The sequence below is a fragment of the Salinimicrobium aquimaris genome (assembly GCF_035607535.1).
In the GTDB taxonomy this organism is placed as follows: domain Bacteria; phylum Bacteroidota; class Bacteroidia; order Flavobacteriales; family Flavobacteriaceae; genus Salinimicrobium.
Genome location: NZ_JAYDZX010000004.1, coordinates 20,353 through 44,846, shown reverse-complemented (window position 1 = coordinate 44,846; position 24,494 = coordinate 20,353). Strand labels below are relative to the sequence as shown.

Here is a 24,494-nt window from a genome sequence, read left to right as displayed (position 1 = left end):
ATATACTTAAAAGATAGAATCTTTAAATTTTCCCGACAGAAGATTTTAATTAAAAGTTTTAACTTGAACATTTTTTCATAAAGCCTCGATTTTTGAAATCTTCAGGAGCAATTAAACCCACCACCAAATCCAAAAGAATTGATCTCTTAGATGTTTACCGCGGCTTTGCCATTTTGGGAATTTTCGTAGTAAACAGTGTGATTATGAATTCCACCTTTCTTAATCAGGATGAGTTTGCAAAACAATGGACTTCTGGAATAGATCAATTTGCAGAACGCATTCTCCAGCTGTTCTTTTATACTAAGTTCTTCCCTATTTTCTCTCTTTTGTTTGGACTGGGAATTTCCATGCAGGCCCTCAAAATGAAGGAAAAAGGCAGCCTTAGATTTTCTTTCTTTGCCAGAAGAATGTTCATCCTCTTTTTAATCGGAGCGTGTCATATCGTTTTCCTCTGGTCTGGTGATGTTCTAAATCTATATGCAATCCTGGGACTAATGGTTACTTTGTTCCTGAAGAGATCCAATAAATTAATTCTGTCCCTCTCGGTCTTCTTCCTGTTGTTCCCGTTCTATGATGACATTTTCTTCTTCCTGTTCGAGCAGCTGAAATTCGATCCGGGAAGTTACCTGAGCGGTTTGGACGGGGCTTCGGTACACCATATAATTTCTGAAGGATCTTATTTTGACGGTCTGCAACTCCGCCTTAAGGAGTATATGGCAAATATTCCCATGCTGTTTGGCTTTTTAGGTCCCATTGCACTTTCTATGTTCCTTTTGGGGCTGTATATTGGCAAAAACAGGATCTACAATTCTCTTGATTTCTTCATCAAAAGGATAAGTATTCCTATGATCCTGATAGCAATAGCCACTAACAGCTACAGAATCCTGTTTCTTTTCTATTTACCGGAAACCGGGATCTATGCCAGTGAGCTTTTCAGGCCCTATCTAAAAAAAGTGATGGTAGTTTCAGATGTTATGATGGGACTGTTCTATCTGTGGTTTCTGGGTTGGCTTTGGTACAACACGAAAGCAAGATATCTTTTGAAGCCCCTACGGCATGTGGGAAGAATGGCCCTCTCTAACTATATCATGCAAAGCGGTATTGGACTATTTCTTTTCTCTTCAGTAGGATTTTCTTTTTACGAAGGCTTTAGTCCGTGGCAAACCCTTTCAATAGCCTTTGCTGTTTTCGCCTTGCAGGTACTTTTTAGTAAGCTTTGGCTGACGTACTTCAGGTTTGGTCCACTGGAATGGCTTTGGAGGTGTCTTACCTACAGGAAACTTTTTCGTATTAGTAAACCCAAAACTGAATCGCTTCCAAAGGTTGGCTATAGTGAATAATTTTTTCTTCCTCAAAATAGGCGGTTCGCATTTTAAAAAAATCTTTAATAGCATCCTGGAATTATATAATTATTACTCTTCCCTACTTTTTAATCTTTGTTCGTTTTCTTTAAATGTTGAAATAAAAAGCCTCAAATGAAAAAAATTTACCTCCTGCTCCTTATAGCATTAGTTGCCTGCAGTAAAGATGAAACCAAAGAAACAGAAGATCCTTATTTTGAACTTAATAAAACAGTGCTTCATTCCTCCTCCGCAGGAAGAAGCTTTGATCTTTCCATAAGCACAAATGTTACATGGGAAATACTTTCTCATCCCGATTGGGTGAATCCTTCAGTGACCGGAGGCGATGGAGACGGTGACCTGCAGTTGGAAGTAGAGGAGAACTTTGATGGGGAACCGCGGGATGGTCATTTGATGTTCCAATATGCCACCAGGAAACTTCGCATCGAGCTAACTCAGGAAGAGGCCTCTCTAAAGCTGATTGCTTACACCGGATCTGATGCCTCCCTACGAATGGACGAAGCAAAATTCCTGTTATTCAATAGACCTGTCAAGCTTAATTACATCATGAGTGGAACGGAGACCACTTCTTTTTTCATAAAGGAAGATGATGTTGAATATTTTAATGACAACCGTGGTATAAAATTTACCAAAGGTCCTTCCCCATTGGGTGGGGATTTTAGGTATAAGTATTCCATAATCGACAAAGACAATAGAAAGCTGGAAGATCTGGTAAGTCTAAAATTTTATTCGCAAAAGTTCAGCTTCCCCGGCTCTGTGCGTAAAATTATTCTTGACAAGGAGAATAACCTGTGGGTTCTTTCAATTCGTGTGGGAGAAAATAGTGAGGCAAGTTACATCTACAAGTTTACAGAAAAGGAAGGCAACTATGAACAGGAAATGAGGTTTGAAACAGGTCTTGACTACTCCCCTACGAGCTTTTATGGAGGAGATTTTTTCATTAATCCACATAATGACCTTATCTACATTCCCAACTGGTCGGGAGAAAAAGTAGAGGTTTATTCCCAAACTGGAGAGCTTATCAAAGAAATACATATTGAACCGGGAAGTTCAGACCATCCAGATCACCCTTATACGAATCCATACTCTATTGGTTTTAACAAGGCCGGAAAAGGTATTATCTCCTTAGTAAGCAGAGATATATCGGGTATGACATGGAGGTTCATTGACAGCTCAAATGCCGATGAAATGACCGAACCCAACAACACAGTTGAGGATGATATGCAGCTACAGAGCTATAAGCTAAACTACGACGCCTCAAAATTATATGCCATTAGTCATTTCTCTTCCCACATCAACGTCCTGAACCCAAATGGATCTTTTGAGCAAATAGACTTACAGGAAACCTATTATGGTGGAGCAGGAGCAGTGAGAATAACTCCTAATAAATTGGATAAGAGGATCTACGTTTCCGGCAGCAGCAGTCAACAAATCATCTCAGAGGATATGTCGTACCTAAGCCAAAAAACTTCTGCTCCCTTTTATATGGGAGATTTTTCGTATGACCCTGAATTGCCGAATCATATCTACGCAATAAATTCAGACACAGATACAGGTATAGAGCTTATTGACTATAACACCGGTGGCACAATCTTCAAATATCCAATAGACCAAAGAAATAAAGGTTCATTTTCAGGCGGTCTTATTACCTCTCCAGATGGTGAGCACATCATAATTTATGGAAATTCTCAAATGATAATTTTAAAAACGGAAATGTTTGAGTAAGATAATTACCGGCAGGTAGCTCTTTACCTGTTCGTCTTACTCTCCTGAAATCTCATCAGATGAGGATTTCCAAAAGTGACATTTTAAGGCCTCTTTCTATAGAGGCTTTTTTGTGATTACATAATTATAGTGATCAGCACCTGTATACTACAAATTTATCCTGAAAAAGTAAGTGTACTCCTCCTGATTCATTCCCGTATTTTCTGCCCTGGCCATTACCACGGTCTCATCATCCATAAAGACCATTGTAGATCTATCTGTAATTGGTAATATCGGAAACTTATAAACCGGCTCAAGACTGTTGAAGTCGTAGAGCTCCTCATAATTTGACAGGTACTTATTTCCGGGACTGCTAATTTTCATAGTAGTTTCGAAAGTCCGGATAACATTGAGGTTTGGATCCAGCTGAAAGTTCTCCCAAAGTATGTACTGGTCATCATCGGAGACGAATATATGCGACCATGGAAAAGTTATTCCATCGGGCCAAACGGGATATGGAGTTGCCTGAACGATTGAATTTGCCGTTACATTGTATTTGTACATTCTTCCGTTACTGGTATTGCTTTCCCCTCCATAAAGGGCATCAAAAGAACTATTATATTCAATATCTCCATGGCTCAAAACAGATTCCTGACTTCTAATAAGATTTCCATTATTGCCGTCAAAGATCCAGAATCCCGTGCTTCCAGATGTTGGAGGATTTCTGTGACAATAAAGCGTATTATCCTTACCCACTTCTATTTTATGAAAGCCCCATCCATTTGTACTGGTGACGAAAGTTTCGGCTTCAAGCCGGTCCAGGTTTAGCTTAGTGATCTGGTCAACATACTTCTGCACGAGGAAGAGATTTTGCCCATCAGGTGAAATATCCAGATCGGCAAATTTTTGATCTTGTAAAATGTGGGAATCGATCTGGAAATTCTCCTCCCCCACATCGATAATAAGAAGGCCAAAAGTAGTAGAATCGTAATGAGAAAATTCGGGGCTTACAATTGCATATACCTTCGACCTTAAAGGATCCTTGATGATTTTATGAACAAAATGAGGGAACTTAAAGAAAATACCCTGGGATTGCAGGGAAATATTGCTCCCAATAGGATGATCATAGCTATTACTGGTGCGAACGATAACCTGGTATTCATGTTCGGCAATGAAGGAATTACTCCCGGGGACTGTATACTCAGTATCATCTATGTTGGCGATCTCGGCTACAGGGGTATGATCCTGTCTGTATATCAAATAACTCTGGAAATCCTGTCCCTCATATTTGGACCAACTTAGTGCGACAGCTTTACCTGTACTTGTTGTTCTAAGCTCTATAGTATTGGAAAGAATAACAGAATCTTTGGCAACAAATTGGGTTCCGGGAATAGAAGCTTCAAGGTAGACGGTATGAATGCCTTTAGATAATTTCCTTTGAATTTCTGTTTGAAGTCCTTCCTTCACTTCACCTTGGTGCAGTATTCCGTCGATACTACTTCGCCATATCACCTGGAAGTCCGGTTCTTCTGTTTCTTCTGAAGCTTTACTATATGTCACGCCCACTTCCCCAATAAAAGTCAACTCGCTTGCGGGGTTAGCAAATACTCCGTCATAACCTTGAGAGGTTTCTGTGGGATGATGAAAAGAATAATCTCTTTTTTGAATTGGAGAAGTTATCTCAATTCTAAAGCCTGTTATCTTTGTTTTTGAACCAGATTCGTCATCTGTATTTCTCTCTGGACTACATCCTAATAGAACCACCATAAAGAGGAGGAAATAATAATATCTAACCATAATTTCGGTTTCCATCTCTTAGATAATCCACAATCCACATGAGCAATTTGAAATTGCTTTAAAATTATTCTGTAAACAAGTGATTCCTATCAAAATAGGCTTAGAGATTCGATTTCTTAAATTTTACTAAAAATAATAAAGTTTTTTATCTTAACTCCATCTATTAGAACCTTCACTTCATGAGATCTTATTTCGTCCTGTTATCCCTCCTTCTTTTTCTTTCTTCTTGTAGTTCAGATTCCCCTGAACAGGAGAAACCGGAGCCAAAACCTACAGAAAAGTACTTCACTAATCATAAGGCTTTCAGTTCCCAAGCAGAAGTCGACGATTTTGCAGAAGAAGGTTTTACAGTAATTACCGGAAATCTTATTCTTAGTGTTGGTGCTTACAATTCAAAGGATCCAATTACAGACGTAAGCGGCCTAAGCAGTCTCACCAGTGTTAGAGGTGATGTTTACATCATTGGAACCGACCTGGTTGATCTTGACGGCCTGGAAAACATAGATCTTGAAGATGATTCTTTTATTTCAATTGTTAATAATCCTTTTCTAAAAAATGTAAAAGGTTTAGGTGGAATTACCGGAGAGGTGAGGCAATTGGAAATTAGAATGAGTCCCAATCTGGAAAACCTAAACGGGCTGGAAGGAATTACAGGAGTTTCCTATCAACTGGAATTAAGAGATTTACCCAAATTAAATAACCTAAGCCCTCTTAGCAATATCCAACAACCGGTGGAATATATGTATTTAACTGGAACAGGGATTATCAGCACCAATGGAATAGGTAATATTCCTCAAGTGAAGGACCTTTGGATAGTTCATAACGATAAACTCACGAGCCTGAATTTACCCGGACTTAAAAAGGTCGATTTTTTTCAGATACAGCATAATTCCATACTGGAAAATATTTCGGGTTTGACAAATCTGGAAGACGTTCAACAACTTGGTATATCATATAATGAGAGCCTTACCAGTTTGAATGGTTTAGAAGGGTTAAAAGCCCATGGAGATCTTTTTGTAAGGGCAATCAACAATAATTCTTTAGAAAATTATTGCAGCCTTCAAAACCTAATTGCAGCAGGTTGGACAGGTTTCAATGCACTTCAGAACCTCTACAACCCAACAATTGAGCAGGTCGCAGGAGAAGAATGTAAGCTCTAGAACGATTACTCTTCTTCCTCCACCTCGGCAAAAACATCCTCACTAACCGAAAAATCCAGTGTTTCGGCTTCGGGGACATATTTGAGGAACTGATCTATGCCTTTTTGCAGCATAAGTTCTGTAGAAAATTTGCGACTGGTAGCGAGGACGAGTCCGCCGCGGGTGATCCTGAAGAAATATTTACCAGAACCCGTCCTGGCTTTTCGGAAGGTAAAAGATTCCAAGTCGCCCTGAATGGTTTCGATGATCTTCTCACAGTCAGATTTCTCCCTGCAGGCAATACTTGTAAAAATGGTTTTTCCCTTTCGGGAGGCAAAGGTGAACTTATAATTTCCGGTGTCTCTTTTACTTATCACAAATGCGCTCATAGGCTCTCCTGAATTTTTCAAAATCTCAAATCTATAAAAACAGGGGCCCGGTGCCACTCATAAAATTTCAAAAGTTATCAAGATGAAGAAATCCTAAATCCCAAGCACCAAAATCCAAAATCCCAGAAGGTTATTGGAGATAAGTTAATATGGAAACTTTTACCACAGGAAACGTATGTGGTGGATTTCTGACCCAAACAGTGAAGCTCATAAAAAAGCCGACAAATTGCCGGCTTTTCATATCTAGTAAAATTCTTACTGTTTTGTTCTCTCTTTGGATAATTTCCGCTCTCTTTTTTGAAGCTCTCTTTGGCGCTCAGCAGCCTCTTTTGCTCTCTCCCTGTGCCACTCTGCGGCTTCTTTGGCGCGTTCTCTGTTCCACTCTCTTTTATCCTTTAGAAATTCTCTTTCCCGTTCCGCAGCTTCTTTAGCGCGTTCCCGGTAATATTCAGCTTCTTCTTTAGCCAATTCCCGTTGGATCTCAGATTGGGATTTTCTCATTTCTCTGGCTCTTTCGGCAGCTTCCTTCGCTCTTTCCCTGTAAAATTCGGCGTCGGCTTTAGCCATTTCTCTATAATATTCAGCTTCATCTTTTCTCGCTTCACGTGCGGTTTCGGAAAGCTCCCTCGCGCGTTCCCTGTGCCACTCGGCTTCCTCTTTGGCTCTATCACGAAAAAATCTTTCCCGTGCCTTTTCTTCTTTTCTGAACTCTTTTGCTATTTCCTTCTGCTGTTTAAATTCTTCCTTATTTCCCTTACCTTTTCCTTGCGCCATTGCTGAAAAGCCGGTAAAAAGAAAAAAGATACTGGAAAATATTATGGCTAACTTTTTCATAATCCATCATTTTTTTAACAGTATTTGCAACTACTGTGCCGCTTCTGCATCGGTGACTTAGATATAAACCGGGTTCTGTCAATTAATATAAATCTGGCACTGATTAGGCTGGCGCGGATTTGTAATCTGTGCCGATACAGCAGACAGGAAATTTATTTACCCGAATAAAATTAGTTCAGGCGGCGGCCCTGAGCCTACAGGTGATCACTGATTGTTGTTAACTGTTAATTGATCATATTCCTGCAATGAACTCTACCCCCAATTCCCGCATCAGCTTAGAAGCCGAAATGATCTTCCCGACTGAAGGCTTTGAATGGTCAAACTGCGGAATTTCCAGCCCTGCTTCACGGGCTTTCGCGGTGTAGTAATTCTCCCGCGGCGGATTCAGCGGATAAACGGCATTATATACCTCTCCAAAAATGTCATTTTTAAGCACCTTTTTTATGACCTGCAGGCAATCTTTTAAATGGATCAGGTTTACAGGCCCCAATGGATTTGCCAGTCCGGTTTTTCCCGCGAGATATTTCACCGGATGCCGGCCGGCGCCAATGAGTCCGCCGAAGCGGATTACTGTGGTGTCAAAAATTGGATTTTGAAGTAGTTTTTTTTCTGCGGAAGCGATCTCCTTTCCGGAAGCCGAAATTGCATTAGGTGCTGCGTCTTCGGTGTATATAGGAAAGGCTTCCGTTTCCTGATAAACCGAAATTGAGGATACAAAAATGACCTTTTTGACACCTGATGCTTCTACGGCTTGTGCCAACTTCTCAATAGCTCCTGCATAGTCCAGCTGTGGATTTTTCCTAAGACCGGGAGGAAAATCAACTATAAGTACATCAGCTGAGGCCATAAATTCACTGACATTTCCTTCAGCTCCTTCCGCAGAAACCACGACCTGAAAAGGTTCAATTCCTGCATCTTTCAGCACAGACAACCGGTCTTTAGAAGTAGTGCTGCCTTTTACTGAAATTCCTTCAGCAATTAACATTTTTGCCAGGGGTAATCCCAGCCAGCCGGTTCCTAATATGGAAAGGTTTTTAAAGTTCAGAGTTAAGAGTTATGAGTTATGAAAAGTTGGATTTTAGAAGTACGAAGGTAGAGCAAATTATCGACGTGAGACTGGAGGCTAAAGACAACCAATCTTGAACTGTCATCTGATTATCGCTAACTGTTTACTGATCATTGTGCTATATCTGTAATTGGAATTTGGTGCTTGAAATCTGGTGCTTTTATTTTAATTTATTCCAATTTGAAACTCGTTTTCACTACTATCGCATCATTCATTACAAAGGGCCGTGGGATCATTTCAGCAGAACGTGGTGGTACATTTAACTGCGGATTCTCATGCAGGTCATAAGAGGCTTCCAAAAGAGTGATCTCGGGGTGCAGACCCTCTTCAACGCTTATTTCCAGTCGTAAAGTGTCTTTGTTCACTGCATAATAAGATAAAAAACTGTCGCGCCAACGATTCTTGTGCACGTGCAAACTGCTTTCACCCGGCCGCAGGTCACCCGCCTCTTTACTATTGGCCTTAAAGTTCTTAAAATTGATAGTTCTATCAGCAAAAAGTTCCATGCGGTTTATATCCCGATTAGGAGCAATCTTGACGTTGTACAGATCTTGCCCATCGGGTTGGTTCACTGCTTTTTCAACAGAAATATAGGGCTTCGGAAGCATTATGGAAGGCGCAGGAGCAGTTTTACTGAAATTGCTGCCATTCTTGCTGCCAAACCAATGGTCCTGTGGTGCTTCTACAGCGTTTTCAAAATAGGGAGCGGTATATTCATCCAGCACCTCCTCATAGGTATTCCAGGTAGCAACACCCTTATCTTCATCAACCAGGTAAACCAGACTGTTTGGCCGCGGACGTTCTTCGTTAAAATCGGATTTGAAATGTGCAACTATGAAAAGTCCAATAAAGACTATAAAACTAAAGAACCCAAAAAGTTGATTATTCCTGAAGGCTCCGAAAACAGGCCACAGCAAACTGAACAACAAGCTCACCAGAATTGCAGAAAGCACCAGCATTCCCAGTCCCAAAGCCACGGGAAAACTGACAATAAATGGCATGAGGAGAAAAATAGCCGGGAGACATAAAAATGCCACTGCAGGTAATTTCCATTTTGGATCATTGACCAGGATGAACAGCTGAATGATCCCGAAAAGCACCGGAATGATGAAATAGGCTGCACCTTTTAGGTAGGCTGCAGCCAAAGCGCCTATGATTATCCATAGAACAAGTGGTGCAACCATCAATTCGCGGGAATTATCGGGCTTCCTGAATCTGTGATAGATGTAAAAGCAAACAGACAAAGAAAGGAAGATCACAGCTCCTATATACCAGTAACCGTTATAGGTAAAGCCATGCTCCATCTCGGCATATCCCGGATAGAACCAAAGGGCGAACTGCCAGAAAAAATAACCCAGAAGCCCGGCCAGGATTAAGGATAGCAGTAAAGGTGCAAAACCTTTAGCCATGGCTTTCACGTGCAACTTTCTGTTTGATAATCCAAATATGATCACCGTTAGCAACAATATTCCGGAAATTATTAACAGGGGAATTATCCAGCTGTAGGGGTACTTCACCAGGCGAAAGCCGGGAATATTGAAGAACAGCACATCAGCTTCCGAAGAAAGATCATCAAGAGGAACCGCGGCCGAATATTCAAGCAAGGGCATTAAATAGCTTCCCTGGTGGGCCAGAGTTCGCATATCCAGGTTTGCGGGAATATCTGTAGCGGTATGATAATCAAAGTGATCATCAATAAAGGCAAAGTTGAGTCCGTTGATGTTTCCCTGCTCCCGCAGCACGGTAAGATCTGTATCGTTTGGCAGCATTTTATAGACACTATAGGCAAGGGAGTTTGTAACGGGGTGTGCTACACCGGCCTCAGCAAAATGTTCAATCAGTTTTTTATTTCCACCATTGGTTTCTAGGAGCATAAAAGAATTGCCCCCACTTCCACGGGATTCAAAATTTAGAGCCAGCCCCACATCTTTTGCCCAAGGATGTTCTTCAGTAAAAAGCTCCGCTCCGTTAAGACCCAGTTCCTCTGCATCGGTGAAAAGAAGAATGATATCATTGTCAGGAATTTTTCCGGAGGCAAGGTAAGCTCTAATTCCTTCGAGAATGGTCGCCACCCCACTCGCGGCATCACTGGCTCCCGGTGAGGAATGCATGGCGCTATCGTAATGGGACATGAGGAGTAAAGCTTTCCCGTTTCCCTTCCCATCTATACGTGCCAGGATATTTTGAGGTCTTGTAAGAGTCCCTCCCTTGTTCATGGTGAAGCCCTCCTGCATCTCCACTAAAAGCCCCAACTTCTCGAGCTCATCCACCACATAATTACGGGCGTAAGCATGAGCCTTGCTCCCAACATAATGTGGCTCCTGAGCTAAAGCCTTCACGTGTTCAAAAGCCCGCGCAGTCGAAAATTGATCTGCCGGAATTTGCTTTTCAAGATCCACCTGGGGACGGGTGCCGGTAAAACTCCAGATAATACCTGAAATGACAATAATAAGAGCCAAGAGGGCCTGTAGATTTTTTGACATAATTCAAATATATCTAAAAGCCTTTCAAATCATGAAGCTCTATGCATAATTCTTAAAATATTGCCAATAGGCTTTTCCCGATTGGATTAATTTCCTATTTTAAAAACTCACTATCAAATACTTGTACCATGGGAATTAAGAGCTTTCAGGGAAGAAGAGCAGAGCCGGAAAAAGCTGCAAGTGCTCCAATCTGCGTTAAAGATTACATGTCTACAGACCTGGTCACTTTTAGAAAAGAACAAACGGTCATGGAGGTCATGGAGCAATTGCTGCATCATAAGATCTCGGGAGGATGTGTGGTTGATGAAGATAATAACCTGCAGGGAGTAATTTCTGAAGGAGATTGTATGAAACATATTTCGGACAGTCGCTATTACAACATGCCCATGGATGACAATTCAGTAGAGAAAAGAATGACCTGTAACGCGGTCACCATAGATGCCGATATGAATGTATTGGACGCTGCCAAAAAATTTATCGAACACAAATTCCGTCGTTTTCCCATCGTGAGCAACGGCAAACTGGTAGGTCAGCTAAGTCAGAGCGACGTATTACGTGCAGCGCTTGAACTTAAAGGGCAGAGTTGGGGGTATTAGATTCTTTTCACCAAAGCGTAAAAGTCCCCCTCGAGGGGCAAATATCCCTGGTCATAAACGAAATAGTAAATATTTCCTGTTTTTGTAGTGTAAATGCTGGTGAAATAGTCGAAGTTAAAACCTTTGGCTGCCAGTTTTGATTTGGGAAGCTTGATCTTACCATCCGGATTCAATTCTTCAAGGATCCTGTAATTCTTGCGCAGTTGATTGTTGACATTGCGCACCATATTCTTACTATCCTTATTGAGATTGTTATTATAAGCATTGCGGCAATGATCGCTGCAGAACTTCTTATCGGTCCTGCCAATTATCTTTTCCCCACATTCGAGACAGCCTTTTTCCATATTTTAAAGTTAGTAATTTTAGACCGGTTTCTTCTGGTTCGCCAGAACCTGAATTTCAATTCTCCAGGTCTTTACCAAATTTTCCGGTCGGGGCTGCTTATGGGTTTAATTTTTACCCCCTTTCCCCAATTTCACTCTTTATTATCCTGCGGAAGAATTCCACGACCTCATCCTTCACCGCCTGGGGATGCTCATGTCCCACCTCCTCAAATGTCCTCACCTCTGCATTTACTCCTTCCCTCAAGTAATACTCTTTACTTTTGTTCCAACGGGTTGGGAGCATTTCCTTTCCCAAAATGGTATTTATGGCCTCTCTTTCTGCTGGATCATAAGCATCATCATAAGGTAGTGCATCGTTCTCATCCTGTGCTCCCATGAACAGGAACTGGGGAGTTTGCCTGAAGCCGATGGAATCAAAAGGCTTACCGAACAAATGCTCAAAATCCTTAGTACCTGCCGGATAAGTGAGTTCTACTTCATTTTCTTCTGAAAAAGGTAACATTAAGATCCCATTAAGGCCACCGGCGGCAACTGCTTTGATCTTGTCGGGATGCAGCAGACTGAAGCGATTGGCAAAGGTTCCTGATGCAGAAAATCCCGTCATTAAAATTTCCGGTTCTGTCTCCAGCCCTTTTTGCTTTAGTCTCTCCCTTGCATCTTCTACCATTTCCAAGACCTGAAGATCTATGCGCTCCAGTTGTGTTCCTTTTTGAAGCATCACGTCGCGATCCAGGCTGTGAGTATACATGTTTCCTGTTGCTTTTGATCTCGGGAAAACCGGAACGAGCAACGGGTAACCAAGATTAACCGCTGCATAATTTCCAAGATAAAAATCTTTGGAAGCAGTTCTTCCTGCTTTTTCAAGGTGTTCCTTAAAATCATCACTTGCAAATCCGGAATTGTTTGTTTCTACAATCAAGTATTTCGGGGAAGATTCGGAGATATCTTCCGGAATAAAAAGATAATAAGGAAAATTAAAACCTGCTTCAGGAGCTTTTTCATTGAATAAAAGCTCTCCATTGGTTTTCGTACAGGAAATCAGTAAAAAGAAAAAGAAGATAGAAGAAAAGCGAAGGAGGACCCTTGAATATGAAACAGCAGCCATGTTGTGGAAGTTTAATCTCCTAATTTTTGGATGACTTTTTCAGTCAACACCTGCCAGAACAACTGCAGGAGCCATCTTTCCTGCTACCTGTAAAAATAAGGAATTCAGGAAAAAAAAGCTCATTCTCTTATTACCTTCTACAGATTTTTTAAAAATTAAAGGTAGGTTCTGTTGACTCTTTCGGTAGCAGATTTATTTGTAGTTCTTCAGAATTTTCTCCAGCTCCAGGCTTAGGTCATACTGTAGATCCTCATGCAGCTTCTCCATGTTTTTGTTCACCAGGGCCAGCTGTCTGTCAAACAGGTTTTTCAAAGTCTTGTTACGATGGACAGAAGGTTTGAAATTATCCATTTTTTGAAGGTAATAGATCAACAGTTCTGTCTCTGTTTCTTTTTTCCCGGAATATCGGCTGTACTTTTTAACGTTCCGCAAAATCTTGCGCATACTCTTCTTCATGAAATAATAACTGCTCCTGTTGATCTCAGAGAATTCCCGGTCCATTTCGGCTTTAATTTCAGCCTTGAACTTCTCCTCATCCTGGGTCTGAAACAGCAAATATGTTAGCAGCTCCTTATTTTCTTTTTTGAAACGGGAAAGGCGTTGCACAATCTCCAGGAGCTCGTCCCTCCCGAGGTGCTTTAATTCATCCCTTATCTCTTTGGCCGAAGCAGGTTTCATTCGTTATTAATCTTTAAATATTTATGAGTTACCAGGTCGTGTTCACTTTCCACCTCATATGCTCTTGCTTTCTTCAGCACATAACTACGGTTAGCCACTTCCAGAACATCCCGGTAGTAATGATCTGTAAGTAAAAGACCTTTTGAGCTCTTGAGAGAAAGCAGCAATTCCTTTACCAGTTCAATATATCGCGGCTCCAGCATGGAAAAAGGTTCATCCAGCAGCAGGAAAGGATGTGGCATATGGGCCAGTAAAAGTAGCTCCAAATACTTCAATTGTCCGGCAGAGAGCTTCCCAACGATCTTTCCGTCAAATGCAGCTACTCCGGTAGAATAAAAGATCTTATCCTGATCTTCCCCTTCCGGAAATATTAGAGGAATAACGTTCCGCACTTTCATCTCCTTCGGAAGAAAGGTTTCCTGAGGTAGAAATCCTATTTTTTGACGAGGAATAACTTCGGAAGGTTTTATCTCCTCCCCGTCAATTCTTATCTCTAAAGAATCTGCTTTCAGAGTTCCCAACATGCATTTGAGCAAAGTCGATTTTCCGGAACCATTCCTCCCAAAAAGGCCAATTATCTCTCCCGTTTCAAAACTCACAGAAACCTCATCGAGAATTTGCCTTTTTCCGAAGCTCTTGTTTACCCGGCTTACCTGCAGCCGACTCATAAGAACAGAAACAAAATTAGAAGCACTGGCCCCATGAAAAGCAGATTAAGGATCCAAACCTTCTTTATAAGATAAGATTTGCTGAAGCCGAGGTTGTAATATAAATAATACTCATCCTTCCTGAAAAAGTTATATCCCAGGTAGCCTACCCCCATTCCAAAGCTTATGAAGATGAGGAGTCCGCTTGAAATTCCGAAAAAGACTGCAGATAAGGCTGAAAAGGCCAGATTGAAGAAATTGAAATCCCGATAGTACTTCCAGAAGGCGCTTTGGTTGTTCATGCTTTTGATGCCGTAATTAATCTACCCGGGATTGCAGATTAAGGTGCTTTATAGATACAGGCTGCCCATTATCTTCATAATCTAAGCTCAAGCAGATGATGCCCTTAAAATTTTCAACTGCTTCAACGGCCCCAGATGCCGGATTTGCGCGCCAAACTTTTAGAATTTTTTGTGCCACGAGACTGTCTGTTTTCTCTGCCACAGCCACTAATTCTCCTTCATAATAATTTTGATTGTAGCAGTACCCAATGATTATTTCCTCATCTTGTCTCAAATTCCTGATTTGCAGTGTATCGAGTACCCGGAAAGTATTTTCACCAGTATTTTGTTGACGGTCGACAACTTTATAGAATAAAACTAAATTTTCATTAGTTTCTCTTAAGTGAAGTAGTCGAAAATCATCCTCCCAACCGCCGGTGTAGATAGCAGTATCAAAAGCCTTCTCATATTTCTCAAAAATTTCTATTTCCCGAAAATCTTTGAAGGTCATGCTCAAAAGGTCATTATTGTGCGCTATAGCTTCTTCAGAAGTTTTAGAATTTTCCTGGCAACTTATGGTCAAAGCCAGGAACAGCAGGTAAAGCATTTTTTTCATGGGAAAAGAATCAGAGGTCTCATGTAATATTACAAAAATTAAATCAGCTACAGCCATAGCCGTCTACAAACGCTTACAAGCGGATGTAAACGAAAACAAATCAGTATCAACCGAATAAGACCTGAAGCCGTTGGTAGGTTTGTCCTGTTGAAATGAACGAATGATTTTCAGCTAAACTAAATTCTTTACATCATGAACACATTAAGAAACAAAGTACAGTTGATTGGCCACGTAGGTAATGCACCCGAGATCGTCACTATGGAATCTGGAAAGAAACTTGCGAAATTCTCTATCGCCACAAATGAGACCTACAAGAACAACAAAGGAGAAAAGGTTACCGATACTCAATGGCACAACATTGTAGCCTGGGGAAAAACTGCAGAGTTGATTGAGAATTACGTTCCAAAAGGTAAAGAAATAGGGGTGGAAGGAAAACTCACCAGCCGCAGCTATGAGGATAAGGAAGGAATCAAAAGATACATTACCGAAGTGGTTTGCAATGAGATACTGCTTCTTGGAAAATAATGAATTATCAACCGTAATAGATACGATCATGAACACACTAAAGAACAACGTGCAGCTATCTGGAAATGTAGGAAGAGCGCCTGAGATCCTCACCCTGAGCACCCGCAAGAAGCTGGCAAAATTTTCGATTGCCACCAGGGAAACCTATACTAACTACAAAGGCGAAAAAGTGACCGATACTCAATGGCACAACATCGTTGCCTGGGGAAAAATGGCTGAGATGGTTGAACAACAGGTACCGAAAGGCAGGGAAATAGAAATTGAAGGCAAGTTAAGTAGTCGTACCTACGAAGACAAGAACGGCAACAAAAAATATGTGACAGAGGTGGTATGCCGGGAATTAAAGCTCCCGGAAAAAAGCAACTGAAAAATGCCCTTTTTGACAAACAAGCGCAGGAAACTCTCCTGCGCTTGTTGTTTTTGGAAAAAGATTTTCAATGCCTATATGAAATTGTTCGTAGTCAACATTGTAGATTTCAAAATTTAATGACTGCTCTAAATAATCCCTTGCCGTAAAAGATCAGCAATCAGCTGAGACATATTTTTACTCTCATGTTTTTTAATAATATTTCGTTTATGGGAATTGACGGTATTCGCTGAGATATATAATAATCTGGCTATTTCTTCAGCTTTTTTTCCTTCTGCAGTAAGCTTGATAACCTGGCGCTCTCTTTCAGAAAGATTCCTTGTAGCCTTTTCTGTTATTATGGGTTTTTTCTTAATTAGATCGAAATGATAGGAAGGCCTGTTACTACAGGTAAAGGAAATCTGAAAGTCCTGTTCAATTTTTAAATGTGAAATATCAGTATGAATATTAATTATTTTTTTTTGTTCAGGTTCTATAGTGTCCCCTAAGATCTTGCTTTGATTTAAAATGGTCCGGTATTTTCCTTCAAAATTTTTCAACCTGATTAAGTAAGAAACTTTATAATTGCTTAGTTCGAACTCTTGTGTATTAGAATAAAACTCGATTATTTTCTCTATAGCCGCCAGGTCTTCAGGATGAATAAGGTCATCAAGTAATTCCAAGCTGAAACTTGAGGAAGGAACTCCTAATACGTTTCTTATGCCTTTACTTACATGCAGCAAATTTATGTTACGCGTATCAACAACATAATAGTAAAAGGGACCCACTGCGAACATAGAACCTACTTGATCAATTATTTCCAAGGCATCTTTAAAAGAATTAGAATCACCTAAAGGAAATTCTTTTGGCCATTGCTCAAGGGAAGTGTTTCTGGGTTCTTTCATCACCTTACGTTATAAGCCCTTCTCGTATGCTCCTGGCAACTAAATCAGGGGTATTATAACATTTTGTTTTTTTCAGGATATTCTTTTTATGAGTTTTTACCGTGTGGGGAGAAATGTCCAAAATATCAGCTATTTCCTTGTTAGTATTTCCTTTGGCCAATTCTTTAACTATTCTTATTTCCCTTTCAGTAAGAGAATGAGTTATTTTTTCATAACAATAAGGAGGATCTGTGTTTACTAAATAATAAGAAGGACGTGTCTCACTTATAAAAGAAATAGAGTAATCCATTTTTATATCATATGAAGAAAGATCTGTTTGAATACAGAAAATTTCCTGGACTTTACCGTCTTTGGAGATAGTAATGGCTTTAGATTGATGCAATAAAGTTTTATAGGTGCCGTCCCCAGACTTTATCTTTATTAAATAACAAACTTTATATTTTCTTATATCCTCTGTGGGTAAGAAATTTATTAGGAAATTAAATCCAGCATTTTCAATTTTATGATATTCTTCCAAATAATGTGGATCCATATTTTTAAAAACATAATCTAGATTATATTCAAAAGGCTCAATACCCAACACATCTTTTATCTCATCACTTACAAAAGTCATTTGTAAAGTCGTAAAATCAAAAGTGAAATAAAAGTAGTCCCCAGGTGAAAAAAGTGTGGCAATAGACTTGATAAGCGGACCGAAAAACTTTTTATGGGGGTTAAGAATTCTTACTCCATTCTTTGTTTTCCAGACCAATTTGACCTTCTGGGTGGATTCATTATCTGTTTGACTCATTTTAGCGGACTATAAATATTACTCAAATGAAGTAACGGGATTAATTTTTAATCATCATTTATAAATAAATTTTTCTTACTCAACCGATTTAAGGATTATTTTAAAATGTTAACCTATGACTGATAATTTTTCTACAATAAACTTAAGCAATTGAAATAAAATTACCTAGAAAGGGGTATTGCTCTTGATAATTTAAGTCGAGTATATTTACAACTATCGTTCTATTAATGAGAATTTTATAGTCTGAAATAATTTTAAAATATCGTTTTACAAAGGTCCCCTGTCAAAAATGTAAGCCTTTTATAATCCATAAAGCTGCCATGTTAGTGGTGAATTTTAAATTGGAATTTTTTCTAAGTCCTACCCAGTTTAAGAAACATATTAATATGGGGTAAATCCAATCAACGATATACCCCTGACTTCATATTAACACCCCCCAAGCTTACTCAATATCAGGGCATTTGGTCTTTATATAATTAATTGCTAATCAATTCTTTTTATTATGAAATCTTTCAACTCCTCTCTTTTAACATTATTTGGTGCTTTGCTAATTTCCATTCAAGGTCTTAATGCAAAAACATTTCTTAATGACCGGTTGGTTAAGGTCGCTCCTAATCTTGATAGGAAAATCGAAATGTCACTTAATGAAAGTATTACTTCGGTTAACCTTACTGCCATTGATTATATCTCAAATCCTATTTTTGGACAGGCCCCTATCTACTTTGGTATGGATAGCGGTCAACTCGAGGGGGATTTTTTTGTTTCAATAGCCGGTAAATGGATCATTGCTCCCGAAGCTGGAGCGTTAAAAGTTGGACCAGAACCAGGATCGGATATATGGTGGAAAGTAACTGAAGAAACTCTTTTCGAAAGAATATGTTATTTCGATGATGTGTATGAGTTTGGAGAGGATGGCTCTTTTAAAAACATTCTTGGTCCTGAAACTTACCTTTCAGTTTTTCAAGGTGTGTCTGAATTACAATGTGGCGAACCAGTTTTTCCACACGATGGCTCCATTCCTGCCAGTTATGAATACGATGCCGTAGACGGAACTATTACTCTGAATGGAAAAGGGGCATTTTTGGGATTGCCCAAAGTAGTGAATGGCAGTGAGCTTGAAGATCCGGCTTCAGTACCAGAATCAATAACTTATGACATTTCTCTGTCGGAAGACGGAAATAGAATGGTCTTAATGATTGAATCTACTCCGGGCACTTTTTGGACCTTTACTTTAATCAAAGATGCGGTTTTTGTTCCGGACAATAATTTCGAGCGGGCACTTATTGATCTGGGAAGAGATAGTGATGGAACTTTAAACCATCGCATTAAAAGAAGCCAGGTTGTAGGGGTAACCGAACTACATATTTCAGATCCCATAAACAATCCGGCCTTGCCTACTGTCAACGAAAAAATTAGCAACCTGACAGGAATTGAAGCTTTTACTTCGCTTTCAGTGTTGGATTGTAGAAAAAATCAGATTCAGAAATTAAAGCTTTTTAATAATACACAATTGACTGAATTACATGGTACAGGGAATCAATTGACCGAATTAGACATTAGTAATAATCCCTTACTATCAGTTTTATTTATTCAAGGCAATCAAATTCAGGAGCTGGACCTTGTAAATAATTCGGATTTAACAGTTCTGGAATGCGGCAGTAACCAACTGGTTGAATTAGATGTTAGCCAAAATTTGTCACTCAGGGTCTTAGGATTTGGGTTAAATAACATTTCAGAAATTGATGTTTCTAATAATCTGGCTCTGGAAGTCTTCTGGTGTAATGGGAATCCAATTTCCGTTTTGAATCTAGATAATAATCCAAACCTTGAGGTTTATGGTCTATCAAATACTCCTTTAGAATACGTTACTCTTAGAAATGGGAATAATCTCAACGTAACATATTTTGAAGCATATAATACACCTAAGCTTAATTGTATAAGATCGGATGCTGAGATCTCAGACCAGATGAATCTACCTTATAAGACCTTTAGCGAAGATTGTTCAACATCAATTGCCGGTAAATGGATCATAGCTCCTGAAGCGGGAGCGTTAAAAGTAGGTTCCACCCCCGGCTCCGATGACTGGTGGTACCTGGAGAAGGACGAGGGTGAAATTTTAAGAAGAGCATGTTATATGGATGATTTGTATGTCTTTTCTGAAGATGGAACTTTTAGTAATGTGCAGGGGGATGAAACAATACTCGAACCTTTTCAAGGTGTTGAAACCCATGTTTGTGGCGAACCAGTTCCTCCCCATGATGGATCCATACCTGCCAGTTACGAATACGATCCAATAAATGGAACAATCACATTGAACGGAAAAGGTTCCTTTTTGGGTATTTCAAGTGCCGTAAATGCTGGTATTTTACCAAATGTGCCTGTTCCGGAATCAATTACATACAATGTTTCCTTTTCTGAAAATGGCAATGTCATGAACGTCTCATTAAATTGGGGAGATGGATTTTGGACCTATAAGCTCTTAAAAGATGTCGTTTTTATTCCTGATAACAACTTCGAGCAGGCGCTCATTGATCTGGGTATTGATAGCGATGGTATAGTCAATCATCGCATTTTAAGGAGGGATGCTGAAGCTGTAAGTTCCCTGGATGTTTCAAATGCAGATAGTAATGCACACTTACCTAATGTAGGTAGTAAAATCCAGGATTTGACCGGAATAGAGGCCTTTATAAATTTGACTTATTTAACATGCCATTCCAACGAACTAACCGAATTAGATGTTTCTGCCAATACCTCTTTACGGAATTTACACTGTCCTATTAACCGGATCGAGACATTAATCTTACCGGCAACAGAAACGCTGACCTGGTTAACTTTTTCACAAAATAATTTAGCAGAAATCGATTTGAGCGGTACTCCTAATCTCACTAATTTAACTGGCTCATGGAACCAATTAACTTCAATTGATCTCACTCCTCATGTCAAATTAACAAGATTAAACTTGAGTGGAAATAAACTTACATCCATAGATTTGACCAGTAACATTCACATGGATGTATTGCAATTAGGAGTAAATGACTTGTCCTCTATAGACTTGAAAGAAAACACCAAAGTGACTTGGCTAAATTTAGGTCAAAATCCTCTAACCAAAGTCGACGTTTCTAAATTAACCTCTCTTGAAAATTTGCAAACTCAATTTACACAGATAGAAGTTCTTGATTTATCTAATAATCCAATTATAAGTTTATCTACAGGATATAATAGCAATATTAAGCACTTAGACATGCGAAACGGAAATAATTCTCTAGTCACATATTTTAATGTCACTAATGCACCAAATTTAACCTGTATAAATGCAGATCCTGTTGTTTCCCAAGCCATGCTGAATTCGGGAAAAAACTTCAGTGAAGATTGTGGCGATTTTGTTAAGATTCCCGATACTAATTTCGAGCAGGCACTGATTGATCTTGGAATTGATAGTGATGGAGTGGTCAATACTTCAGTTCTAAGAGAGGATGTTAAAAATATAACAAGTCTTAATTTGAACTTTCCTGAACTGCCTAATGGTAATACAAATTCTTTTGCGGATGCCAGGCTAACAATTGCTGAAAAAATCACCAACCTAACGGGTATAGAGGCCTTTGGCAATCTCACCAACCTTCAGGTAGGTTTCGGACTATTAACTGATATAGATCTTTCGAAAAACACCCAACTAGAGGAATTGTTTCTAAATGATAACCAGTTGAATTCCGTTGATATTTCCATGCTCCCAAATCTCAAACGATTTGGAGTCATGAGGAATAATATGACATCAGGAATTGATGTTTCCGGTAATCCTTTATTGGAAGAGCTTTTCGTTCATTCTACAGGAATCAGTTCTATTGATCTTTCAGCGAATGCGAATCTTTGGAAACTATTCATTGCAGAAAATGAGCTTACGAGTTTAGATCTCTCGGCAAACACAGCTCTTAAATGGGTGAGTGCTCAGCATAATCAGCTTTCTGAACTGGATATCACTTTGCTTTCTGTAATTGATAGAGTGGATGCGCAGTTTAATCCGAACATGACACTTTTAACCGGTGCGAACGGGAACCCAACTTTAACCTCCCTGAATCTTTCCGGCACGGGATTGAGCAATTTCAATGGTGCAACCTACCCCAACCTTGAGTGGTTACTATTGAACGATAACAGCTTGAGTAATTTCAATGGAAATAATAATCTCAACCTGCAGCACCTGTTTTTGAATAATAATATTATTACTAAACTGGGCTTGACAGGTAATGCTCAACTGACTGAACTGCAGGTCATGAATAATGGAATGGAAGAGCTGGACCTACGAAACGGAAATAATGTTGCTCTAGAGAAACTTAAGGCAACCGGCAATTTGCTAACCTGTATATCAGTAGATGATCCAACGGATACGTCCTTACCTTATGAAACCTGGGAAGTAGATCTGGGAGTAATTTTTAGCCTTAACTGCAAACAGGCCCCAGAAGTTATCCTAATACCTGATCCTAATTTTGAGCAGGCACTTATTGACCTTGGGATTGATACCAATGGAGAAAATGGTGCTTTAACTGGAAATATTCTCCTATCTGAAGCCGAGGAGGTAAACTCTTTGAATGTTAGTGGCAAATCTATTACAAATGCAACAGGAATTGAGGGATTTGTTAACCTGGAATCCCTTGACTTTTCACACAACCTTCTAAATGAGATAGATCTGGCAGAAAACACTGATCTAATCGCTTTAAACCTAAGTGAAAACCTTCTTGCAGCATTGGTTATTAGCAATCCAAAATTATTGGTTGAGTTAAATGCAGCCAATAATATGTTAAACCAACTTGACCTGGTGGACCTAACGAACCTTGAAGCCCTGGATCTTTCTGGTAATCAATTCACCTCTCTTGATCTAAGCGATCTGTATAAACTTAGAAGTGTAAACGTAAGTGAAAATGTATTAACCAGCCTTGACCTGAGAAATGGAAATAACTCAGCTATCACTTTTATGGATGCAACCAACAATCCATTCTTGAATTGTATTGGGGTAGATGACGAATCAACTACCATAGAAGACTGGAGCATCGACCTCACTGCCAGGTATACCAACAGCGGTGATTGTGAAGCACCAATAGTCAATACCAAAGATGTCACCGTTTACCTGGATAGATATGGCCTTGCCAGTATTTCTCCTTCAGATATAGATGATGGATCTTCAGATAATATGACTCAACAAAAAGACTTGATCTTTAATCTGGATATTTCTGATTTTGACTGTGGCAACCTTGGTGAAAATACAGTGGAACTTTCAGTTGAGGATGAATCTGGCAATATCGGTTCAGCTAATGCAACAGTTACATTGAAAGATGAGATCGCACCATCAGCTTCCTCTTTACGCAGCTTTACATTAGACCTTGCGGGAGCTGCTTCAGTAAATTTAAATCCTGCTGATATTAATGATGGTTCCAGTGATAATTGCAGTGTTCTTCAATACTCTGTTGATCAGTCAACCTTCAGTTTCCCGGGAGAGTATGAGGTGATCTTTACTGTGACAGATGGTTCAGAAAATCACTCTAGCTCGGTAACTACTGTTCAGGTTATTGACAGCGCAAGTAATCCAACCTCTCTAAAATTTAAAGGGAATCTGGTGGTTACTGTATATCCTAATCCATTTTCTAATTATATGAGGCTTTCCTTTTCAAAACCTGTATATCTGAGCAATGTTCGGGTAGAGGTTTTTCAGGGAGCAAAGTCATTCCCTGGGGTTGATTTTTTCCCGCTTGGAAATGAATTAGTGAGTAATAATATTGGCACTATACTGACTTCTATTGGTCAATATATTTTAAGTGTTTCGATTGACGGCCAAACAGAAACAGCATTTATTATTAGGAATTAATGATAATCAGAATGTTTTGGAGAGGTTGCCGGGAGCAACCTCTTTTTTATTGTGACCTAAATTCTTTTCTAATAACAGAGCTGGAAACAAACAGGTTTTGCTTGAAACTCAAAAAAATATCTCCTGCGCCAAACGAAAGGTGTTGGCATGGGCTTCCACTATGTCTTTAATGTGGGGCGAATATCCACCACCCATACTTACCTCTACAGGGATGTTGAGATCATGGCAGGTTTGCAACACATAACGGTCCCGCTCCTTACAGCCCGCAACCGTACAGCCGAGTTTTCCAAGTTTATCGGTCTTCAGGATATCCACGCCGCTCAAATAGAAAATAAGGTCAGGCCTTTGTTCCTCAATAAGTCTCGGCAAAGTTTCCTTGAGGATCTTGAGGTATTCTTCATCCCCGGTCCCATTTTCCAGTTCAATATCCAGATCACTTTTTTCCTTTTTAAAGGGGTAATTGTTTTTTCCATGCATGGAAAAAGTAAAAACAGCATCATCATCTTCAAAAATCTCTGCCGTACCATTCCCCTGGTGCACATCCAGATCTACAATAAGGATCTTTTGGGCCAGCTTGTTCTTCAGCAGCCATCTCGCCGCCACCGCCTGATCGTTGAACATGCAAAATCCCTCTCCTTGATTTGTATAGGCATGATGAGTGCCGCCTGCAATATTCATGGCTATACCATTTTTTAGTGCAAATTCGGCAGCCTTAATAGTTCCTGAAGCAATGATAAATTCCCGCTCTACCAGCCGTTCAGACAGTGGTAAACCTATCTTTCTGGCTTCTCTGTAGCTCAGGGTCTGGTTCTTCAAAGCTTCTACATAATCTTTTTCATGTACAGCTAGCACATCGCCTTCATCGGGGAATTCAGGTTCGAAAAAATTATTCTGCGTGCAGGTGCCTTCGTGCAACAGTTGCTGTGGCACCAGCTCGTATTTTTCCATAGGGAAGCGGTGACCTTTTGGCAAAGGCAGAACATAGATTGGATGGAAAGCGATTTTAAGCATATCTTTCAGGTTGAGCTAAGACTACC

At 39.8% G+C, this 24,494-nt stretch carries 21 protein-coding genes; 7 read left to right on the top strand and 14 right to left on the bottom strand.

Features of this window, described 5'->3' with window-relative positions; genetic code table 11:
- The first annotated feature begins 92 nt into the window (after positions 1-92).
- Together VR862_RS07955 and VR862_RS07950 are read left to right on the top strand one after the other, a co-directional pair.
- Positions 93-1,340 carry a DUF418 domain-containing protein gene (locus VR862_RS07955; protein WP_324720424.1) on the top strand — a complete coding sequence of 416 codons (1,248 nt, stop codon included), beginning with the start codon at positions 93-95 and terminating at the stop codon, positions 1,338-1,340.
- A gap of 135 nt (positions 1,341-1,475) precedes the next feature.
- Positions 1,476-3,086, top strand: coding sequence for a BACON domain-containing protein (locus VR862_RS07950; protein ID WP_324720423.1), 1,611 nt, complete (start codon positions 1,476-1,478; stop codon positions 3,084-3,086).
- Between the two features lie 147 nt (positions 3,087-3,233).
- On the opposite strand, the gene VR862_RS07945 is transcribed toward VR862_RS07950, so the two are convergent.
- Positions 3,234-4,862, bottom strand: a complete 1,629-nt coding sequence (locus tag VR862_RS07945) for a hypothetical protein (protein ID WP_324720422.1) — start codon at positions 4,860-4,862, stop codon at positions 3,234-3,236.
- Positions 4,863-5,041: 179 nt separating this feature from the next.
- Between VR862_RS07945 and VR862_RS07940 the strand changes: the two genes are divergently transcribed.
- The gene (locus tag VR862_RS07940) at positions 5,042-6,022 is read left to right on the top strand and encodes a receptor L domain-containing protein (protein ID WP_324720421.1); all 981 of its coding nucleotides are present in this window, start codon (positions 5,042-5,044) and stop codon (positions 6,020-6,022) included.
- Between the two features lie 5 nt (positions 6,023-6,027).
- Here VR862_RS07940 and VR862_RS07935 read toward each other — a convergent pair whose 3' ends face one another.
- From VR862_RS07935 to VR862_RS07920, 4 genes are all read right to left on the bottom strand, one after another.
- The gene (locus VR862_RS07935) at positions 6,028-6,390 is read right to left on the bottom strand and encodes a DUF1508 domain-containing protein (RefSeq protein ID WP_324720420.1); all 363 of its coding nucleotides are present in this window, start codon (positions 6,388-6,390) and stop codon (positions 6,028-6,030) included.
- Between the two features lie 255 nt (positions 6,391-6,645).
- A complete protein-coding gene (locus VR862_RS07930; RefSeq protein WP_324720419.1) occupies positions 6,646-7,224 on the bottom strand; it encodes a hypothetical protein in 579 nt (192 codons plus the stop codon).
- Between the two features lie 232 nt (positions 7,225-7,456).
- Positions 7,457-8,230 (bottom strand): NAD(P)H-binding protein, encoded by a 774-nt coding sequence (locus VR862_RS07925; RefSeq protein ID WP_324720472.1) that lies wholly within the window; start codon positions 8,228-8,230, stop codon positions 7,457-7,459.
- Between the two features lie 230 nt (positions 8,231-8,460).
- Positions 8,461-10,773 (bottom strand): M28 family peptidase, encoded by a 2,313-nt coding sequence (locus tag VR862_RS07920; RefSeq protein WP_324720418.1) that lies wholly within the window; start codon positions 10,771-10,773, stop codon positions 8,461-8,463.
- 128 nt (positions 10,774-10,901) lie between these two features.
- Here VR862_RS07920 and VR862_RS07915 point away from each other — a divergent pair, with 128 nt between their 5' ends.
- Positions 10,902-11,369 carry a CBS domain-containing protein gene (locus VR862_RS07915; RefSeq protein ID WP_324720417.1) on the top strand — a complete coding sequence of 156 codons (468 nt, stop codon included), beginning with the start codon at positions 10,902-10,904 and terminating at the stop codon, positions 11,367-11,369.
- On the opposite strand, the gene VR862_RS07910 is transcribed toward VR862_RS07915, so the two are convergent.
- From VR862_RS07910 to VR862_RS07885, 6 genes are all read right to left on the bottom strand, one after another.
- The gene (locus VR862_RS07910; RefSeq protein ID WP_324720416.1) at positions 11,366-11,713 is read right to left on the bottom strand and encodes a hypothetical protein; all 348 of its coding nucleotides are present in this window, start codon (positions 11,711-11,713) and stop codon (positions 11,366-11,368) included. The two genes, VR862_RS07915 and VR862_RS07910, sit on opposite strands and share 4 nt — an antisense overlap.
- Before the next feature lie 112 nt (positions 11,714-11,825).
- A complete protein-coding gene (locus VR862_RS07905; RefSeq protein ID WP_324720415.1) occupies positions 11,826-12,818 on the bottom strand; it encodes an alpha/beta hydrolase in 993 nt (330 codons plus the stop codon).
- A gap of 192 nt (positions 12,819-13,010) precedes the next feature.
- Positions 13,011-13,496 (bottom strand): hypothetical protein, encoded by a 486-nt coding sequence (locus tag VR862_RS07900; protein WP_324720414.1) that lies wholly within the window; start codon positions 13,494-13,496, stop codon positions 13,011-13,013.
- On the bottom strand, positions 13,493-14,164 hold the full coding sequence (locus VR862_RS07895; protein ID WP_324720413.1) for an ATP-binding cassette domain-containing protein: 672 nt from the start codon (positions 14,162-14,164) through the stop codon (positions 13,493-13,495). The genes VR862_RS07900 and VR862_RS07895 overlap by 4 nt, the downstream gene beginning before the upstream one ends.
- Positions 14,161-14,445 carry a hypothetical protein gene (locus VR862_RS07890; protein ID WP_324720412.1) on the bottom strand — a complete coding sequence of 95 codons (285 nt, stop codon included), beginning with the start codon at positions 14,443-14,445 and terminating at the stop codon, positions 14,161-14,163. Before VR862_RS07890 ends, VR862_RS07895 begins: the two co-directional genes overlap by 4 nt.
- Before the next feature lie 16 nt (positions 14,446-14,461).
- Positions 14,462-15,040, bottom strand: a complete 579-nt coding sequence (locus VR862_RS07885) for a hypothetical protein (RefSeq protein ID WP_324720411.1) — start codon at positions 15,038-15,040, stop codon at positions 14,462-14,464.
- Positions 15,041-15,232: 192 nt separating this feature from the next.
- Here VR862_RS07885 and VR862_RS07880 point away from each other — a divergent pair, with 192 nt between their 5' ends.
- Together VR862_RS07880 and VR862_RS07875 are read left to right on the top strand one after the other, a co-directional pair.
- A complete protein-coding gene (locus tag VR862_RS07880; protein WP_324720410.1) occupies positions 15,233-15,565 on the top strand; it encodes a single-stranded DNA-binding protein in 333 nt (110 codons plus the stop codon).
- A 28-nt stretch (positions 15,566-15,593) separates the two neighbouring features.
- Positions 15,594-15,932, top strand: a complete 339-nt coding sequence (locus VR862_RS07875; protein WP_324720409.1) for a single-stranded DNA-binding protein — start codon at positions 15,594-15,596, stop codon at positions 15,930-15,932.
- A gap of 128 nt (positions 15,933-16,060) precedes the next feature.
- Here VR862_RS07875 and VR862_RS07870 read toward each other — a convergent pair whose 3' ends face one another.
- Together VR862_RS07870 and VR862_RS07865 are read right to left on the bottom strand one after the other, a co-directional pair.
- Entirely contained in the window at positions 16,061-16,735 is a 675-nt protein-coding gene (locus VR862_RS07870; protein ID WP_324720408.1) for a LuxR C-terminal-related transcriptional regulator, read from the bottom strand.
- An 85-nt stretch (positions 16,736-16,820) separates the two neighbouring features.
- On the bottom strand, positions 16,821-17,606 hold the full coding sequence (locus VR862_RS07865; RefSeq protein WP_324720407.1) for a helix-turn-helix transcriptional regulator: 786 nt from the start codon (positions 17,604-17,606) through the stop codon (positions 16,821-16,823).
- 502 nt (positions 17,607-18,108) lie between these two features.
- On the opposite strand from VR862_RS07865, the gene VR862_RS07860 reads away from it, so the two are divergent.
- A complete protein-coding gene (locus VR862_RS07860) occupies positions 18,109-23,457 on the top strand; it encodes a leucine-rich repeat domain-containing protein (protein ID WP_324720406.1) in 5,349 nt (1,782 codons plus the stop codon).
- 108 nt (positions 23,458-23,565) lie between these two features.
- Here VR862_RS07860 and VR862_RS07855 read toward each other — a convergent pair whose 3' ends face one another.
- Positions 23,566-24,468 (bottom strand): histone deacetylase family protein, encoded by a 903-nt coding sequence (locus VR862_RS07855; RefSeq protein WP_324720405.1) that lies wholly within the window; start codon positions 24,466-24,468, stop codon positions 23,566-23,568.
- Positions 24,469-24,494: the final 26 nt, after the last annotated feature.